The sequence below is a fragment of the Acidovorax sp. 22279 genome, assembly GCF_052045435.1.
In the GTDB taxonomy this organism is placed as follows: Bacteria; Pseudomonadota; Gammaproteobacteria; order Burkholderiales; family Burkholderiaceae_C; genus Acidovorax; species Acidovorax delafieldii.
The window spans coordinates 23424-41436 of sequence record NZ_JBQEOV010000013.1 but is presented as its reverse complement, the minus strand read 5'-3'; the positions used below and the strand labels follow the sequence as shown (position 1 = coordinate 41436).

General features: G+C 65.8%; 11 protein-coding genes. 5 read left to right on the top strand and 6 right to left on the bottom strand.

The features are described 5' to 3' along the window. Positions 1–11 precede the first annotated feature (11 nt). Positions 12–2705: a cation-translocating P-type ATPase gene (locus tag ACTJKQ_RS17210; RefSeq protein ID WP_440597536.1), complete on the top strand. Its 2694-nt coding sequence runs from the start codon at positions 12–14 to the stop codon at positions 2703–2705. 169 nt (positions 2706–2874) lie between these two features. Continuing rightward, positions 2875–4158, top strand: a complete 1284-nt coding sequence (locus tag ACTJKQ_RS17205) for an O-acetylhomoserine aminocarboxypropyltransferase/cysteine synthase family protein (RefSeq protein WP_440597535.1) — start codon at positions 2875–2877, stop codon at positions 4156–4158. A gap of 204 nt (positions 4159–4362) precedes the next feature. Here the strand turns inward: ACTJKQ_RS17205 and egtB are convergent, their stop codons facing one another. The 4 genes from egtB to ACTJKQ_RS17185 all read right to left on the bottom strand — a co-directional run bounded on the left by egtB (position 4363) and on the right by ACTJKQ_RS17185 (position 8445). Then, a complete protein-coding gene (egtB, locus tag ACTJKQ_RS17200; RefSeq protein ID WP_440597534.1) occupies positions 4363–5568 on the bottom strand; it encodes an ergothioneine biosynthesis protein EgtB in 1206 nt (401 codons plus the stop codon). A gap of 12 nt (positions 5569–5580) precedes the next feature. After that, positions 5581–6498, bottom strand: coding sequence for an L-histidine N(alpha)-methyltransferase (gene egtD / locus ACTJKQ_RS17195; protein ID WP_440597533.1), 918 nt, complete (start codon positions 6496–6498; stop codon positions 5581–5583). Between the two features lie 240 nt (positions 6499–6738). Further along, the gene (locus tag ACTJKQ_RS17190; RefSeq protein WP_015013729.1) at positions 6739–7329 is read right to left on the bottom strand and encodes an OmpW/AlkL family protein; all 591 of its coding nucleotides are present in this window, start codon (positions 7327–7329) and stop codon (positions 6739–6741) included. A 129-nt stretch (positions 7330–7458) separates the two neighbouring features. Further along, entirely contained in the window at positions 7459–8445 is a 987-nt protein-coding gene (locus ACTJKQ_RS17185; RefSeq protein WP_440597532.1) for a DUF808 domain-containing protein, read from the bottom strand. A gap of 233 nt (positions 8446–8678) precedes the next feature. Here ACTJKQ_RS17185 and ACTJKQ_RS17180 point away from each other — a divergent pair, with 233 nt between their 5' ends. Further along, complete coding sequence (locus ACTJKQ_RS17180) at positions 8679–9368, top strand: class I SAM-dependent methyltransferase (protein ID WP_440597531.1); 690 nt, start codon at positions 8679–8681, stop codon at positions 9366–9368. A 186-nt stretch (positions 9369–9554) separates the two neighbouring features. Here the strand turns inward: ACTJKQ_RS17180 and purL are convergent, their stop codons facing one another. Beyond that, positions 9555–13562, bottom strand: coding sequence for a phosphoribosylformylglycinamidine synthase (gene purL, locus ACTJKQ_RS17175; RefSeq protein ID WP_440597530.1), 4008 nt, complete (start codon positions 13560–13562; stop codon positions 9555–9557). A gap of 137 nt (positions 13563–13699) precedes the next feature. On the opposite strand from purL, the gene map reads away from it, so the two are divergent. Then, positions 13700–14515, top strand: coding sequence for a type I methionyl aminopeptidase (gene map, locus ACTJKQ_RS17170; protein WP_056744190.1), 816 nt, complete (start codon positions 13700–13702; stop codon positions 14513–14515). A gap of 95 nt (positions 14516–14610) precedes the next feature. After that, positions 14611–17211 carry a [protein-PII] uridylyltransferase gene (locus ACTJKQ_RS17165; protein WP_121943201.1) on the top strand — a complete coding sequence of 867 codons (2601 nt, stop codon included), beginning with the start codon at positions 14611–14613 and terminating at the stop codon, positions 17209–17211. A gap of 33 nt (positions 17212–17244) precedes the next feature. On the opposite strand, the gene def is transcribed toward ACTJKQ_RS17165, so the two are convergent. Further along, positions 17245–17784: a peptide deformylase gene (gene def / locus ACTJKQ_RS17160; RefSeq protein ID WP_056067371.1), complete on the bottom strand. Its 540-nt coding sequence runs from the start codon at positions 17782–17784 to the stop codon at positions 17245–17247. Positions 17785–18013: the final 229 nt, after the last annotated feature.

The following is an 18013-nucleotide window of genomic DNA, read 5'->3' as shown; positions in this document are numbered from 1 at the left end:
CTGATCGCCGCATGTCCCCATCCACCGCGCCGCACCTGCACCCCACCGACGCCGTGGCCCAGGCCCATGGCGTCAACCCTGACGCAGGCCTGCATGCCGACGAAGCGCTGCGCCGCTGCGCCACCCATGGCGCCAACGAGTTGGTCGCATCGCAGGACCGCCCCTGGTGGCGCCTGCTGGCCGACCAGTTCAAGGACTTCATGGTGCTGGTGCTGCTGGGCGCGGCCGTCATCTCGGGGCTGGTGGGCGAGGTCACCGACACGCTGGTGATCCTCGTCATCGTGGTGCTCAATGCCGTCATCGGCTTTGTGCAGGCCTGGCGCGCCGACCAGGCCATGGCGGCGCTGCGCAAGCTGGCGGCGGCGCACGCCACCGTGCTGCGCAGCGGTGCGTTGCAGGTGGTTCCTGCCACCGTGCTCGTGCCCGGCGACATCGTGCTGCTGGAGGCGGGCAACCAGATCCCGGCCGACCTGCGGCTCATCGAGATTGCGCAGTTGCAGGTGGATGAATCGGCCCTCACGGGCGAGTCCGTCACCGTAGCCAAACAGACCGAAGCCCTGGCAGCCGAAGACGTGGGCGCGCTCGGCGACCGCACCAACATGGCCTTCAAGGGCACCACCGCCACCCACGGCCGCGCACGCGGCCTGGTGGTGGCCACCGGCATGCACACCGAGCTGGGCAAGGTGGCCACGCTGCTCGACACCGGCGACCGCAGCACGCCGCTGCAACTGCGCCTGGCGGCGTTTGGCAAGCGCCTGGCGATAGCGGTGCTGGGCATCTGCGCGGTGATCTTTGTGGTGGGCGTGCTGCGCGGCGAGGCGCCGCTGCTCATGGCCCTCACCGCCATCAGCCTGGCGGTGGCCGCCATCCCCGAGGCCCTGCCCGCCGTGGTCACGGTGCTGCTGGCCCTGGGCGCACGCCGCATGGTGGCGGTGCATGCCCTGGTGCGGCGTCTGCCCTCGGTGGAGACCTTGGGCTCGGTCACCACCATCTGCTCGGACAAGACCGGCACCCTGACTCAGAACCGCATGCATGCCGAGTTGCTGCTGGCCCACGGCGTGCGCTGGGTGCCCGGCGATCCCCTGCCCGGCCCCGCCCACGCCGAAGCCCTGTGCGCCGCCGCACTGTGCAACGACGCCACGCTGCAGGTCCACAACGAAGAGGGCCAGTCGGGCATCCACTGGCTGGGCGACCCCACCGAGACCGCACTGGTGCTGGCCGCCCACGCGGGCGGGCTGGACAAGGCCCAGCTCGATGCCGCCAGCCCCCGCGTGCAGGAGCAACCGTTTGACTCCGACCGCAAGCGCATGACGACCTTCCACCGCGCGGCCGCAGGCTTTGTGGCCTACACCAAAGGCGCGCCCGAATCCGTGCTGCCCCGCTGCACCGCCCACTGGACGCCTGAAGGCGCTGCCGCACTCGACACCGCCAAGGTCCTCGCCACCGCCCAGCAGCTCGCCGCCCAGGGCCTGCGGGTGCTGGCCCTCGCCCGCCGCAGCCACGCCCGCCTGCCCGACACCAACGACATCGACGCAGTAGAAAACCAGCTGGAGCTGCTGGGCCTGATCGCCCTCATCGACCCACCCCGCGCCGAGGCCCAGGCCGCAGTGCGCGACTGCATCAGCGCGGGCATCACCCCGGTGATGATCACGGGCGACCACCCCGCCACCGCGCGCGCGATTGCGCACCGCCTGGGCATTGTGAAGAGTAGCGATGCCCCGGTGCTCACCGGCGCCGACCTGGCCACACTGGACGATGCCGCACTGCGCGCCCGCATGGAGCAGGTGCAGGTCTACGCCCGCGTGGACCCGGCGCAGAAGATCCGCATCGTCGAGGCGCTGCAGGCCCAGGGCCACTTTGTGGCCATGACGGGCGACGGCGTGAACGATGCCCCGGCGCTCAAACGTGCCGACATCGGCGTGGCCATGGGCCAGGGCGGCACCGACGTGGCGCGCGAGGCATCGAGCCTGGTGCTGCTGGACGACAACTTCGCCACCATCGTCGCCGCGGTGCGCGAGGGCCGCCGCATCTACGACAACATCCGCAAGTTTGTGCGCTACGCGATGACGGGCAACTCGGGCGAGATCTGGACCATCTTCCTGGCGCCGCTGTTGCTGTTGCCCATCCCTTTGCTGCCCATCCACATCCTGTGGGTCAACCTCGTCACAGACGGCCTGCCCGGCCTGGCTCTGGCGGCCGAGCCTGCCGAGCGCGGCATCATGCAGCGCCCGCCCCGCGCGCCGCGCGAAAGCCTGTTTGCCCACGGCATGTGGCAGCACATCCTGGGCGTGGGCCTGCTCATTGGTGGGCTGTGCCTGGCGGTGCAGGCCTGGGCCCTGCACACCGGCCACACGCACTGGCAGACCATGGTGTTCACCGTGCTCACGCTGGCGCAGATGGCGCATGTGATCGCCATCCGCTCCGAATCCGAACCCATCTGGCGCCTGGGCCTGCTGAGCAACCGTCCGCTGCTGGGTGCCGTGCTGCTCACCTTTGCGCTGCAGATGGCCACCATCTATGTGCCCTGGCTCAACCCCATCTTCCGCACCGAGCCGCTGAGCCTGGGTGAGCTGGTGCTGTGCATCGGCGCCGCGCTGGTGGTGCTGGTGGTCGTGGAAATCGAGAAGGCCTGGCGCCGCAGCCAGCAGGCGCGCCGCACCACCCCAGAGCCCATGGACAGCGCCATGGACGAGCCCTCGGCCTGAAAGAGTCCAGCGCGCACAAGAACGTCATAAGCACATAGCCAACGATTCGATGACGCCAGGGGTCCAGGGTGCCAGAATGGCCCGCGCCATCGGCACACCGGGCCTCGTCCAGCCATGGGCTGAGCCCGGTTGTGCCACTCCCATCCCTTCAATGAAAGAGACAGCACCCATGCAAATCGAAACCCTGGCCGTCCACGCGGGCTACAGCCCCGACCCCACCACCAAGGCCGTGGCCGTGCCCATCTACCAGACGGTGGCCTACGCGTTTGACAGCGCCCAGCATGGCGCCGACCTGTTTGACTTGAAGGTGCCGGGCAACATCTACACCCGCATCATGAACCCCACCACCGACGTGCTCGAAAAGCGCGTCGCGGCGCTGGAAGGCGGCATTGCCGCGCTGGCCGTGGCCTCGGGCATGGCCGCCATCACCTACGCCATCCAGACCATTGCCGAGGCGGGCGACAACATCGTCTCGGCGAGCACGCTCTACGGCGGCACCTACAACCTCTTTGCCCACACGCTGCCGCAGCAGGGCATCACCACCCGCTTTGCCGACCCGCGCGACCCGGCCAGCTTTGCGCAGCACATCGATGCGCGCACCAAGGCGATCTTCATCGAGTCCATCGGCAACCCGTTGGGCAATGTGACCGACATCGCCGCGCTGGCCAAGGTGGCGCATGACCATGGCGTGCCGCTGATCGTGGACAACACGGTACCCAGCCCCTACCTGCTGCGCCCCATCGAGCATGGCGCGGACATCGTGGTGCACTCGCTCACCAAGTACCTGGGCGGCCACGGCAACAGCGTGGGCGGCGCGATTGTGGACAGCGGCAAATTCCCGTGGGCGGAGCACAAGGCACGCTTCCCGCGCCTGAACGAGCCCGACGTGAGCTACCACGGCGTGGTCTACACCGAGGCGCTGGGCCCCGCCGCCTTCATCGGCCGTGCACGCGTGGTGCCACTGCGCAACACGGGTGCGGCGCTGGCGCCGCTCAATGCATTCCTCATCCTGCAAGGCATCGAAACCCTGGCGCTGCGCATGGACCGTATCTGCGACAACACGCTGGCCATTGCCCAGTACCTGCAAAGCCACCCCAAGGTCGAATGGGTGCGCTACGCCGGTCTGCCCGACCACCCGGACCACGCGCTGGTGCAACGCCAGTCAGGCGGCAAGGCATCGGGCATCCTGAGCTTTGGCGTGAAGAACAGCGACGCCGATCCACGTGCGGCAGGTGCCCGTTTCCTCGACGCGCTGCAGCTCTTCACGCGCCTCGTGAACATTGGCGATGCAAAGTCGCTGGCCACCCACCCCGCGTCCACCACCCACCGCCAGCTCAATCCCGAAGAGCTGGCCAAGGCGGGCGTGAGCGAAAGCATGGTGCGCCTGTCGGTCGGCATCGAGCACATCGACGACCTGCGGGCGGACCTGGCCCAGGCACTCGACAAGGTGTGATGTGCGAATGGCCATGCGCCCCCACAGGCGCATGGCCAGGCACCTGTCACCGTACTTTTGAGACTTTTTGCGTCCAAGCGCTAGTGGAATATGCGCCATCAGCTACATATTTAATAGCAAACAAGACCACGACACGTAGCGACACCGTCATGCTGGCCCCAACGCGGCGGGTCGATGACGGCCAGCGCCAGGCGCTGGCCGCCTTCAGCCGATGTCGCGTGCCAGCCGAATGCCGGTGAACTGCCAGCGCGCCGTGGCCGGAAAGAAGTTGCGGTAGGTCAGTCGCTCGTGCCCCGGCGGCGTGGCGCTGGACGAGCCCCGCAGCACGTACTGGTTGACCATGAACTTGCCGTTGTACTCACCCACGGCGCCTTCGGCCACCCGGAAGCCGGGGTACGGCGCGTAGCTCGACTGCGTCCACTGCCAGGCAGCGCCGTGCCACTGCGCCACGCCAGCGGCACCCTGCGCGGCCGCATGCTCCCATTCAGCCTCGGTGGGCAGGCGCGCGCCCACCCAGCGCGCGTAGGCATCGGCTTCGTAGTACGACAGATGCACCACCGGCTGGTTGCCCTGCAGCGGTTGCAGGCCGGCCAGCGTGAACTGGTGCCAGGCCGCGTCGATGCGATGCCAGTACAGAGGCTGCTCCAGACCCTGCGCCGCCCGCCAGTCCCAGCCTTCGGCCAGCCAGAGCAGCGGGTTGTGGTAGCCGCCACCTTCCACAAACGCCAGATACTCGGCCTGCGTCACCAACCGCGAGGCCAGCGCGTAGGGATGCAGATACACACGATGGCGCGGGCCCTCGTTGTCAAAGGCAAAGCCGTTGCCAGCGTCGCCGATATCGGCCAGCCCCCCGTCAAAGGAATGCCACGCCAGTGCTTCGCCAGCCTCGGGCGCCACAGCGTCAGAAGCCTTGGCATAGGCAGGGAACAAGGGGTTGCAGGACAGCAGGTGCAGGATGTCGGTGAGCATCAGCTCCTGGTGCTGCTGCTCGTGCTGCAGGCCCAGCTCGATCAGGCCACGCAGCGCAGTGTCGTGCGCCACAGCGGGCCACAGGCGCGCCATGCGGGCGTCCACGTCGGCCCGGTAGGCGAGCACCTCGTCCAGCGATGGCCGCGTGAGCAGCCCGCGCTGCGGACGCGGGTGCTTGGCACCCACACCGTTGTAGTAGGAGTTGAACAGCACCCGGAACGCCGGTGCAAACGGCTGAAAACCGGGCTCGTGGGCTTCGAGCACAAAGGTCTCAAAGAACCAGGTGGTGTGGGCCAGGTGCCATTTGGTGGGACTGGCATCGGGCATGGACTGCGCGGCGCAGTCCTCGGGCGACAGTGGTGCCGCCAGGGCCAGCGAGCGGCCGCGCACGGCGGTGTAGCGCGCCAGCAGCGTGTCGAATGCGGGGGATGTCACGGTCATGGCAGCCACCGGTCAAGGACGGGCGTGGACGACCGCGAACCAGCCCCGCTCGTCCGTCCACGCCTGGGCCTGCGCAAAACCGGCGCGCGCAAGCATGTCGGTGAACACGGGCAACGGGTACTTGTAGCTGTTCTCGGTGTGGATGCGCTCGCCCTGGTCGAACCTGCGACCGCCGCCGGGCCAGCACACCTCGGTGTCAGAGGCAGCCTCCAGGTGCATTTCAATGCGCGACGCCTCGGTGTTGAAGAACGCACGGTGCTGCCACTGCGCCACGTCAAAGTCGCTGCCGATCAGGCGGTTCACATGCCGCAGCACATTGCGGTTGAACTCGGCGGTGACCCCCGCTGCATCGTCGTAGGCGGCTTCGAGCACCGCCACATCCTTGGGCAAATCGATGCCGATGAGCAGGCCGCCATCGTCGTCGATCAGCTCGCGCATGTGGGCCAGCAGCTCCAGCGCGTGCGGCGGGTCGAAGTTGCCGATGGACGAGCCAGGGTAGAACACGAGGCGCCCGGTGCGGGGAATGTCGTCAGGCAGTGACACCCCCAGGGTCATGTCGCCCGCCAGCGCGCGGGCATCCAGCGCCGGGAAGTCGTCGCGCAGCCCTTGCACCGCCTGCTCCAGAAAATCCGCCGAAATGTCCACGCCCACAAAACAGGCCGGCTGCACCAGGCGGCACAGGGTGCGGGCCTTCTGGCAGTTGCCCGCGCCCAGTTCGATCAGGGTGCGCCCTGCGCCCACGGCGCCCGCGATGCTGTCTGCATGTGTTTGCATCAGCGCCATTTCGGTGCGTGTGGGGTAGTACTCCGGCAGGCGTGTGATGGCTTCAAACAGCTGCGAGCCATGCTGGTCGTAGAAATACTTGGGGGAGATGCGTGCGGGCCGCTGGGTCAGTCCGTGGGTGATGTCGGAATAGCGAGGCAGGAGCATGGGTCGTCAGGACGTTGGGGCGGCAGCGCCGCCGGGTGGTCAAAAGCAGAGGCACCTGGAGCGCCCACATTGCGGCACGCCCCACACGCTCCCCTGCCCCATTGTGCGTTCCCTCGCTGACTGCCGTGTGTAGGCCATTTCCGCACCCACAAAAAAAGGGCTGGCGCATGCGCCAGCCCTTCAGACCCTTGGAGAACTTTTATTGTCAGGAACGCAGGGCCCGCCTGGGGCCCTGTGCCCTTAGAAGCGCCAGCCCAGACCCACGCCCACCAGAACGGGGTCCACCTTGAAGGTGCCCAGCTTGGCACCGCCTGCGCTCACGTCGGTCTTGATGAAAACCTTCTTCACGTCGAAGTTGAGGTACAGGTTCTTGGCCAGCGGGATGTCCACACCCACTTGCAGCGCGGGGCCGAAGCTGTTGCGGTCAATGCTCACACCCGCAGGCAGGTTCACGCTCGAGAAACGCGTGTAGTTCAGGCCCGCGCCCACGTAGGGCTTGAAGCCGGGGGCATCAAAGTGGTACTGCGCCAGCAGTGTGGGGGGCAGGTGCTTGAGCGTGCCAATGGCTGCGCCGCCAGCGCTGAGCGTGTGCTTCTGGGGCACGGTCAGGATCAGCTCGGCCGCGATGTTCTTGTTGAAGAAGTAGGTCACATCCACTTCAGGGATGGTCTTGTTGTTGACCGACAGGCCCAGCGGTGTGCTGTCCTTGTTGGCGCTGTCCAGGTGCACCGCACGTGCACGGACCATCCAGGGGCCTTCAGCCTGTTGCGCCAGGGCAGCGCCAGAAGAGAGGGCACAGAGAACGGCGACAGCCAGCAGGTTCTTTTTCATGGTATTTCGCATCGGTTGGACGGGGACGACCCCCGTGCATGCATTGAACCGCTGCGGCCACGACCCGGCCTTGCCTTACCTCAAGCCCTCGGTAGTAACCCTTAGACCTAGATCAAGGAATACCCACTATCAAGCTGTGGACTTGCCCCGCAGGCGCTGAACCATGGTCCACCCGGCCAGCACCAGGCCACCCGCCACGATGCCCACCACGGCATTCAGCAGGTTGGGCACCAGCACCGCCCACAGCCCACCCACGGGCCATTGCGCCGCTGCCGTACCTGCAGCCTCAACCGCATGGTGCAACGCAGGCACGCCGTGCACCAGAATGCCACCACCCACCAGAAACATCGCCGCAGTGCCCGCAATGGACAGCCCCTTCATCAGCCAGGGTGCTGCGCGCAGGATGCCCGATCCCAGGGCACGCGCGGCACTGCTGGCCTTGTTGTTGAGCCACAGACCCAGGTCGTCCAGCTTGACGATACCCGCCACCAGCCCATAGACACCGATGGTCATGATGATGGCGATGCCCGACAGCACCGTGAGCTGCTGCACGAAGGGCGCAGCGGCCACCGTGCCCAGCGTGATCGCAATGATTTCGGCCGACAGGATGAAGTCCGTGCGCACGGCACCCTTGATCTTGTCCTTTTCAAAGGCCACCAGATCCACCGCCGGATTGGCATTGGCCTTGGCGTGGCTCTCATGCTCGGCCTCATCTTCATGTTGGGCGTGCAGCAGCTTGTGCGCCACCTTCTCAAAGCCCTCAAAGCACAAGAAGGCGCCCCCCACCATCAGCAGCGGCGTCACGGCCCACGGCGCGAAGGCGCTGATCAGCAGCGCAGCGGGCACCAGGATGACCTTGTTGATGAACGAGCCCTTGGCCACCGCCCACACCACCGGAATCTCGCGCTCAGCGCGCACCCCAGTCACCTGCTGGGCGTTGAGCGCCAGGTCGTCCCCCAGCACGCCCGCCGTCTTCTGTGCAGCCACCTTGGTCATCACCGACACATCGTCGGCCATGGCAGCGCTCTTCTTGGCCGCCACCTTGGTCATCAAGGCCACATCGTCGAGGATGGTGGCGATATCGTCGAGCAAAGCAAGCAGGCTGCCAGCGGCCATGGGAAGTCCTTGGGATGAGTCGCAAAAAATTGCGGCGAACAAGCCGCCGGTGTGCGCCGCACTATAGCAACGCACAGGCAACCGCCGCGCAAGCCCCATCGTCGTGCAGCGGCCATGCCATTCGCAGATAGCCCCACACCGCCTGCGGGCATGCTTGCCCAGCCACAAGGCGCATACTCGCGCCCTCATCCACTACCCGCTATGGGGCCTTCTGCGGGCTTCACCGCCCCGCCATGCCCGGCTACCTGACCAAGCAAGAAGACATCGCCATCACCGGCGCGGCAGACCTGATCATCCAGTCGCTGCTGGACAAGCAGCAGTTTGCCGACCCGCTGGGCGCCGCCGAGGCGCTGGGTATCTCATCGGCCGCCTGGCCCCTCTTCGGCCTGTTGTGGCCGTCGGGCGCGCAGCTGGCCCAGCGCATGGCCAGCCGCCCCCTGCTGGCGGGCGAACGTGTGCTGGAGATCGGCTGCGGACTGGGTCTGGCCAGCCTGGTGTGCCATCGGCGCGGTATCGATGTCACTGCCAGCGACTGCCATCCTCTGGCCCAACAATTTCTGCAGGAAAACGCGCGCCTGAACGGCCTGTCACCCGTGAAGTACCGCACGGGTCAATGGGGCTCGGACGCGCCAGCACCGGCCAACGCGGTGCAAGGCCAGTTCGACCTCATCATCGGCAGCGATGTGCTGTACGAACGCGACGCTCGTGCGTCCCTGGCCACCTTTCTGGACCACCACGCAGGCGACGGCGCGCAGATCTGGATCGTGGACCCGAACAGGGGCAACCGCTCCACCTTCCATAAGCAGATGGCTGTGCACCGTTTCGATGTGATCGAAGAGCGACTGGACCACCCCGCCCAGGCCGATGTGCCGGCGTACAAAGGGCGGCTGCTGATGTACCAGCGCACCTTAACAGCGGCCTGAACGCAACTTTGAAGGGTTGGCCCGGCACGATAGCGCCACCATCAGACCGCCGAGCCCGCGCACCCTAAGCGCCAGGGCTGCCGAGCAAGGGCCGCCCCGCAGCGAGGGCTGCGTCCCTCTTCCCGATTCGCGCAGCGAATCGAGAGAAGGGGGAAGCGGCGCAGCCGCTCAGGGGGATGCCCCCTGCTACCCCACCCACTTGCGCGCGTTGCGCCAGATGCGCATCCAGCCGCTGTACTGCGCCTTGTCTTCGCTGGTCCAGCTCATCTGCACGTTGCGGAACACGCGCTCGGGGTGCGGCATCATGGCCGTGAAGCGGCCGTCGGCCGTGGTCACTGCCGTCAGGCCACCCGCGCTGCCGTTGGGGTTGAACGGGTACTGCTCCGTCGCGCGGCCGTGGTTGTCCACGTAGCGCATCGCAGCAATGGCCTTGTCGGCGTTGCCCCGGTACTTGAAGTTGGCATAGCCCTCGCCGTGTGCCACCGCAATCGGCAGGCGGCTGCCTGCCATGCCTTGCAGGAACAGGCTGGGTGATTCCAGCACTTCCACCAGCGAGAGGCGGGCCTCGAAGCGCTCGCTCTGGTTGGTGGTAAAGCGTGGCCAGTCTTGTGCACCGGGGATGATGTCCGCCAGCTCAGCAAACATCTGGCAGCCGTTGCAAACGCCCAGGCCGAACGTGTCGGTGCGACCGAAGAAGCCCTGGAACTGTGCGGCCAGCACCGGGTTGAAGGTGATGGACCGCGCCCAGCCAATGCCAGCGCCCAGCGTGTCGCCATAGCTGAAGCCGCCGCAGGCGACCACGCCCTTGAATTCTTCGAGTTGGACGCGGCCGGTCTGCAGGTCGGTCATGTGCACGTCAAACGCCTCGAAGCCCGCCTCGGTGAAGGCGTAGGCCATTTCGATGTGCGAGTTCACGCCCTGCTCGCGCAGGATGGCGACCTTGGGTTTTGCGAGGTTCAGGTACGGCGCGGCCACGTTGTCTGCCGCGTCAAACGAAAGGTGCACATGCATGCCCGGGTCGGTGGGCTCGCCCGCTGCGGCGTGTTCTGCGTCGGCGTTGGCGGGGTTGTCGCGCTGCTGGCAAATCTTCCAGCTCACCGCGTCCCACACCTGGTGCAGGTCGGCCAGCGGCGCACTGAACACGGCCTTGGCATCGCGCCAGACCTGCAGCTCACCCTTGCCTGCGTCGATCTCAGACGATGCAGGGCGCGTCTTGCCCACAAAGTGGCTGAACCTGGACAGGCCGTGCTCACGCAAGGTTTGCATCACATCGTTGCGCTCGGCCGTGCGCACCTGCAGCAGCACGCCCAGCTCTTCGTTGAACAGCGCCTTGAGCGTCAGTTCTTCACGGCGGGCACTGACCTGCAGCGCCCAGTTCTTGGCGTCACCGGTTTCCATGCGGCTGTCGCTGATGCCGTCGCCTTCAGTCACCAGCATGTCCACGTTGAGCGCCACGCCCACATGGCCTGCAAAGGCCATTTCGGCTGCTGCGGCCAGCAGGCCGCCATCGCTGCGGTCGTGGTAGGCCAGGATCTGGCCCTTGGCGCGCAGTGCGTTCACGGCGTTGACCAAGTTGACCAGGTCTTTGGGGTCGTCCACATCGGGCACCACGTTGCCGCTTTGCTCCAGCGTCTGACCCAGGATGCTGCCGCCCATGCGGTTCTGGCCCTTGCCCAGGTCGATCAGCACCAGCGTGGTATCGGCCTCGGTGGCGTTGAGCTGGGGAGTGAGCGTGCCGCGCACGTCGGACAGCGAAGCAAAGGCGCTCACGATCAGGCTGACGGGCGAGGTGACTTTCTTCTTGTCGGAACCTTCATTCCACTGCGTGCGCATGGACAGACTGTCCTTGCCCACGGGGATGGACACGCCCAGCGCGGGGCACAGTTCCATGCCCACGGCCTTCACGGTTTCGTAGAGCGCAGCGTCTTCGCCGGGCTCACCGCAGGCGGCCATCCAGTTGGCCGACAGCTTCACACGCGGCAGCTCAATGGGCGCGGCCAGCAAGTTGGTAATGGCCTCGGCCACGGCCATGCGACCCGAGGCGGGCGCGTTGATGGCGGCCAGCGGCGTGCGCTCGCCCATGCTCATCGCTTCACCCGCAAAACCCTTGTAATCGGCCAGTGTCACGGCGCAATCGGCCACAGGCACTTGCCAGGGGCCGACCATCTGGTCGCGGTGGCTGAGGCCACCCACGGTGCGGTCGCCAATGGTGATGAGGAAGCGCTTGGACGCCACCGTGGGGTGGGCCAGCACGTCGATCACGGCCTTTTGCAGCGGCACGCCGGTCAAGTCCATCGGTGCAAATTCGCGCACCACGGTCTTCACGTCGCGGTGCATCTTGGGCGGCTTGCCCAGCAGCACGTTCATCGGCATGTCCACGGGGAGCTTCTGGTCGTCGGCCGTGGCAGCGGGGTCGTGCAGCACCAGCTGGCGCTCTTCGGTGGCCGTACCGATCACGGCAAACGGGCAGCGCTCGCGTTCGCAGAAGGCTTTGAACTGCTCCAGCGATTCGGGCGCAATCGCCAGCACGTAGCGTTCTTGCGACTCGTTGCTCCAGATTTCCTTCGGGCTCATGCCCGATTCTTCGAGCTGCACGGCGCGCAGGTCAAAGCGCGCGCCGCGGCCAGCATCATTGGTCAGCTCGGGGAAGGCGTTGGACAAACCGCCCGCGCCCACGTCGTGGATGGCCAGGATGGGGTTGTTCGTGCCCTGTGCCCAGCAGTGGTTGATGACCTCTTGTGCACGGCGCTCGATCTCAGGGTTGCCGCGCTGCACCGAGTCAAAGTCCAGCTCGGCCGCATTGGTGCCGGTGGCCATGGAGCTCGCCGCGCTGCCGCCCATGCCGATGCGCATGCCGGGGCCGCCCAGCTGGATCAGCAGCGAGCCTGCAGGGAATTCGATCTTTTTCGTCAGCTCTGCATCGATCACGCCCACGCCGCCCGCGATCATGATGGGCTTGTGGTAGCCACGCTGCACACCGCCGACGTTCTGCTCGTACTCGCGGAAGTAGCCGTTCAGATTGGGACGGCCGAATTCGTTGTTGAACGCCGCGCCGCCCAATGGGCCTTCGACCATGATCTGCAGCGGGCTGGCAATGTGCTCCGGCTTGCCCACGGTGCTGCCCCAGAGCTTGGACACGGTGAAACCCGTGAGGCCCGCCTTGGGTTTGGAGCCCCGGCCGGTGGCGCCTTCGTCGCGGATCTCGCCGCCCGCGCCGGTCGATGCGCCTGGGAAGGGCGAGATGGCAGTGGGGTGGTTGTGCGTTTCCACCTTCATCAACACATGCTGGGTAACGCTACTTTTTTGATAGCTATTAGCGCTTGATTCACTAGCGCTTGCGGCCATTTTTGCCACAAAACGCTCCACCTGATGGCCTTCCATGACCGAGGCGTTGTCCGAATACGCGATCACCGTGTGCTGGGGCGCCAGCTGGTGCGTGTTGCGGATCATGCCGAACAGGCTCTTGCTCTGCGCCACGCCGTCAATGGTGAACTCGGCGTTGAAGATCTTGTGGCGGCAGTGTTCGCTGTTGGCCTGCGCGAACATCATCAGTTCCACGTCGGTGGGGTTGCGCTTCAGGCCCGTGAAGGCGGTCACGAGGTAGTCGATTTCATCGTCGGCCAGGGCCAGGCCGAAGCGGGTGTTGGCCGCTTCGAGTGCCGCGCGACCACCGGCCAGCACATCCACATGCTCCATGGGGGCGGGCTGCAGTTCGGTGAAGAGGGCGGCTGCGGCGCTGCGGTCGGCCACCACCGATTCGGTCATGCGGTCGTGCAGCAGGGCCGCGATATGGCCCAGTTGCTCGGCCGTCAGCTCGGGCGTCTTGCCCAGCAGGCCGGATTTCAGGCTGACGCGGTACTCGGTGATGCGCTCGACACGGCGGATGGCGATGCCGCAGTTGCGCGCAATGTCGGTGGCCTTGGAGGCCCAGGGCGACAGCGTGCCCAGGCGGGGCGTGACGATGAGCGCGGCGCCGTCTTCAGGGCCCGCGTAGGGGTCGCCGTAGGTCAGCAGCGCGGCCAGGCGTTCTTGTTCTGCAGGAGTGGGGGCCGCATCGGTGGCGACCAGGTGCACGAAACGCGCTGCAATGCCACTGATCTTGGGGTGGATCGCCTCCAGGGCGGGTTGAAGTTGCTGGGCGCGGAAGGAGCTGAGGGCGTTGCCGCCCGCCAGCGTGGTCATGTGCAAGGTCACGGTAGCGGCCTGTTGGGGGGTGTCAGGGGTAGAGGGTGGCTCCGGGCGCCAGCGTGCAACCAGCACCGGAGCCCTCCATTTTACCGGGCATGGCCGGGCCGCCTGCGCAGCCGGGGGCCCAATGGGATAATTGCGCCATGAGCATCACCATCAAAAGCGCCGAGGACATCGAGGGCATGCGCCTGGCCTGCCGTCTAGCCTCCGAAGTGCTGGACTACATCACACCGCACATCAAGCCCGGCATCACCACCAAAGAAATCGATCGCCTGGGCGCCGAATGCATGGCCCAGCAGGGCACCATCTCGGCCACCGTGGGCTACCAGCCACCGGGCTACCCGCCCTACCCGGCTTCACTGTGCACCTCGGTCAACCATGTGGTGTGCCACGGCATCCCCAATGACAAGCCGCTCAAGAAGGGCGACATCGTCAATGTGGACGTGACCGTGATCACCAAGGACGGCTGGTACGGCGACAACAGCCGTATGTTCCTGATCGGCGAATGCTCGATCGCCGCCAAGCGCCTGTCAGCGCTGACGTTTGAAGCCATGTGGCATGGCATCGTGCAGGTCAAGCCCGGCGCGCGGCTGGGTGATATCGGCCACGCGATCCAGAAGTTTGCCGAAGGGCACGGCTTCTCGGTGGTGCGCGAGTTCTGCGGCCACGGCATTGGCCAAAAGTTCCACGAAGAACCCCAGGTGCTGCACTATGGCAAGCCCGGCACGCTCGAAGAACTGGTACCCGGCATGGTGTTCACCATCGAGCCCATGATCAATGCCGGCCGCCGCGACGTGAAGGAATTTGGCAACGACGGCTGGACCATCGTGACCAAGGACCATAGCCTGTCGGCCCAGTGGGAGCACACGGTACTGGTCACGCCCACGGGCTACGAGGTGATGACGTTGTCAGCGGGTTCGCCCCCGCTGCCGTCCTTTGTGACCGCCACCAAGACCTGAGGTGAGCGCCGGGCCACCGGTTCCCGCGCAAAAGGGCAGCCGCTTGCACAACTCTTGCATGGCTTTTTCATGGCCTCCCACGATACTTACCGACCATGACTGAACTCCATGCCCTGCGCGACGCCTACCGCAGCGACAAGGCTGCGCTGCTGGCGGCCATGCAATCCACCGGCGCATCGACACGCGGCATCCGTGTGCTGCTGCGTAAGCTGTCGTCGCTGGCGGGCAACCTGCTGCAGACCCTGTGGCAGCGCGCTGAGCTGCCCGACGATATGGCCCTGGTGGCCGTCGGTGGATTTGGGCGCGACCAGTTGTTCCCCTATTCCGATGTCGATGTCCTGCTGCTGCTGCCCGACGGCACGGCGCCCGAGGCCGGCAGTGCTTTGCGCACGAAGCTGGAAGGCTTCATCGGCAGCTGCTGGGACACGGGCCTGGAGATCGGATCGAGCGTGCGCACGGTGGCCGAGTGCCTTGCCGAAAGCGCGGGCGATGTCACCGTGCAGACCTCGCTGCTCGAATCGCGGCTGGTGTGCGGCAGCGCCGCGCTGTTTGCAGAATTCCAGCGCCAGTACCGCGCGCAGATGAATCCACAGGCGTTTCTGGTCGCCAAGACCCTGGAGATGCGCCAGCGCCACACCAAGTACGAGAACACGCCCTACTCCCTGGAGCCTAACTGCAAGGAGTCGCCCGGCGGGCTGCGGGACCTGCAGATGATCCTGTGGGTGTCGCAGGCTGCCGGGCTGGGCAGCAACTGGAAGGAACTGGCCACCAGTGGCTTGGCCACGGCCTTTGAAGTGCGCCAGATCGAGCGCAACGAGGCGCTGCTGTGCCTGATCCGCGCCCGTCTGCATGCGGCTGCCGGGCGGCACGAAGACCGGCTGGTATTCGACTTGCAGACCGCCGTGGCCGAGTCGTTCGGCTACCGCTCGCAAGCACCCGATGGTTCGCGCCTGCCCATGCGGGCCAGCGAAAGTCTGATGCGGCGGTACTACTGGGCAGCGAAGGCGGTGTCGCAACTCAGCCAGATCCTGCTGCTCAACATTGAAGAGCGCCTGAACCCATCGACCCATGAGCCGCGTCCGATCAACGAACGGTTCTTTGAGAAGGCAGGTCTTATCGAGGTGGCCAGCGACGATCTGTATACCCGCGACCCGCACGCGATCCTGGAGACCTTCCTGCTCTACCAGACCACGGTCGGACTCAAGGACCTGTCGGCGCGCACCTTGCGCGCGCTGTACAACGCACGCGGCGTGATGGACAGCGCCTTCCGTCGAGATCCGGTCAACCGCGATGCCTTCATGCGCATCCTGCAGCAGCCCTCGGGCATCACGCACGCCATGCGGCTGATGAACCAGACCTCGGTGCTGGGCCGCTACCTGTGGCCGTTTCGTCGCATCGTGGGGCAGATGCAGCATGACCTGTTCCACGTCTACACGGTGGACCAGCACATTCTGATGGTGCTGCGCAATGTGCGCCGCTTCTTCATGGCCGAGCATGCGCACGAATACCCCTTTTGCTCCCAGCTGGCGGGCGGCTGGGACAAGCCCTGGATTTTGTATGTGGCAGCGCTTTTCCATGACATTGGCAAGGGACGCGGTGGCGACCACTCGCAAATCGGCGCAGAAGAAGTACGGCGCTTTTGCCGCCAGCACGGCGTGGACCGCGAAGATGGCCGGCTCATCGAGTTTCTGGTGCGTGAGCACCTGACCATGAGCACCGTGGCGCAAAAGCAGGACCTGAGCGACCCCGATGTGATTGCTGCCTTTGCACGCCGCGTGGGCAATGAACGCAACCTCACGGCCATGTACCTGCTCACGGTGGCGGACATCCGTGGCACCAGCCCCAAGGTCTGGAATGCCTGGAAAGGCAAGCTGCTGGAAGACTTGTACCGCGCCACGCTGCGCACCCTGGGTGGCCGCGCACCCGATGCTGCGGCCGAAATCGAAGCCCGCAAGCGCGAGGCGCTGGTGCTGCTGGCGCTGAATGCGCTGCCCTTTGAGGCCCACAAGGCACTGTGGGCCACGCTGGATGTGAGCTATTTCATGCGCCATGACGCGGCCGACATTGCCTGGCATACACGCCACCTGTCGCGCCATGTGGGCACGGCCAAGCCGGTGGTGCGCGCCCGCCAGTCGCTGGCGGGTGATGGGCTGCAGGTGATGGTCTACGCCGCCGACCAGGCCGACCTGTTTGCACGCATCTGCGGCTACTTCGACCGTGTGGGTTTCAGCATCCTCGATGCGCGGGTTCACACCGCCAACAACGGCTATGCGCTGGACACCTTTCAGGTCGTGGCCTCTTCGGCATCGGAGCAGCCAGGGCACTACCGCGAGCTGACCCACATGGTGGAGAGCGACCTGATGCGCGTGATCGAGGAAGGCGGCCCTTTGCCAGAACCCACCCGCAAGCGGGTGTCACGCCGGGTCAAGAGCTTTCCTGTAGCGCCCCGGGTGACCTTGCGCCCCGACGAAAAGGCGCAGCGCTGGCTGCTGGCGATCTCGGCCAGCGACCGTGCCGGTCTGCTCTATCTCGTGGCACGCATCCTGGCGCAGCACCACCTGAGCGTGCAACTGGCCAAGGTCAGTACCCTGGGCGAGCGGGTGGAAGACACCTTTCTCATCCAGGGCCCAGAGCTGCAAAACAACGCCCGCCAGATCCAGATCGAAACCGAGCTGCTGCAGGAACTGTCGTCCTGACCGCGCAGGGATAGGCCCAGGAGAGGATCTCTATCAGTCGTCTTCGGTGGCACTGATCTCCGGGAACAGCACCTCGGTAAACCCGAACTGCGTGAAATCACGCACCCGCATGGGATACAGCTTGCCGATCAGGTGGTCGCATTCGTGCTGTACGACGCGCGCATGGAAGCCATCTACCGTGCGGTCAATGGGGTCGCCGTACAGATCGAAGCCTGTGTAGCGGATGCGCGACCAGCGGGGCACCTTGCCGCGCAAGCCGGGCACGGAGAGACAACCCTCCCAGTCTTCCTCTTCTTCCACCCCCAGGGGCGTGATCACCGGGTTGAGCAGTACGGTGGGCGGCACAAGCGGCCGATCCGGATAGCGCGGATTGCGGTCGTTGGAACCAAAAATCACCAGTTGCAGATCCACCCCAATCTGCGGCGCGGCAAGGCCGGCTCCGTTCACGGAGGCCATGGTCTCGAACATATCCCGCACCAGCTGATGCAACTCGTCAGTGTCGAACGCAGTGACAGGCTGCGCCACGCGCAGCAGGCGGGGGTCGCCCATTTTCAAAATGGTGTGAATGGTCATGAAATATCAGACAGGCTTGGAGGCAAGGCACAGACCGCCAAATTGGCAGCAGGGTGCCCAGCATATCGCGCCATGCGGCTTCAGGTTGGCGCGTGGGTTTGCGAACCGATGCAGTCAGTTTTGTGGATTCGGGACAATTTTTGTGTATATAATCTAAGTCTTGTTCCTCGATAGCTCAGTCGGTAGAGCGCCGGACTGTTAATCCGTAGGTCCCTGGTTCGAGCCCAGG

Coding starts and splice junctions, on each gene's coding strand:
- ACTJKQ_RS17210 (WP_440597536.1), top strand. CDS start 12: ATGTCCCCATCCACCGCGCCGCACCTGCACCCCACCGACGCCGTGGCC.
- ACTJKQ_RS17205 (WP_440597535.1), top strand. CDS start 2,875: ATGCAAATCGAAACCCTGGCCGTCCACGCGGGCTACAGCCCCGACCCC.
- egtB (WP_440597534.1), bottom strand. CDS start 5,568: ATGACCGTGACATCCCCCGCATTCGACACGCTGCTGGCGCGCTACACC.
- egtD (WP_440597533.1), bottom strand. CDS start 6,498: ATGCTCCTGCCTCGCTATTCCGACATCACCCACGGACTGACCCAGCGG.
- ACTJKQ_RS17190 (WP_015013729.1), bottom strand. CDS start 7,329: ATGAAAAAGAACCTGCTGGCTGTCGCCGTTCTCTGTGCCCTCTCTTCT.
- ACTJKQ_RS17185 (WP_440597532.1), bottom strand. CDS start 8,445: ATGGCCGCTGGCAGCCTGCTTGCTTTGCTCGACGATATCGCCACCATC.
- ACTJKQ_RS17180 (WP_440597531.1), top strand. CDS start 8,679: ATGCCCGGCTACCTGACCAAGCAAGAAGACATCGCCATCACCGGCGCG.
- map (WP_056744190.1), top strand. CDS start 13,700: ATGAGCATCACCATCAAAAGCGCCGAGGACATCGAGGGCATGCGCCTG.
- ACTJKQ_RS17165 (WP_121943201.1), top strand. CDS start 14,611: ATGACTGAACTCCATGCCCTGCGCGACGCCTACCGCAGCGACAAGGCT.
- def (WP_056067371.1), bottom strand. CDS start 17,784: ATGACCATTCACACCATTTTGAAAATGGGCGACCCCCGCCTGCTGCGC.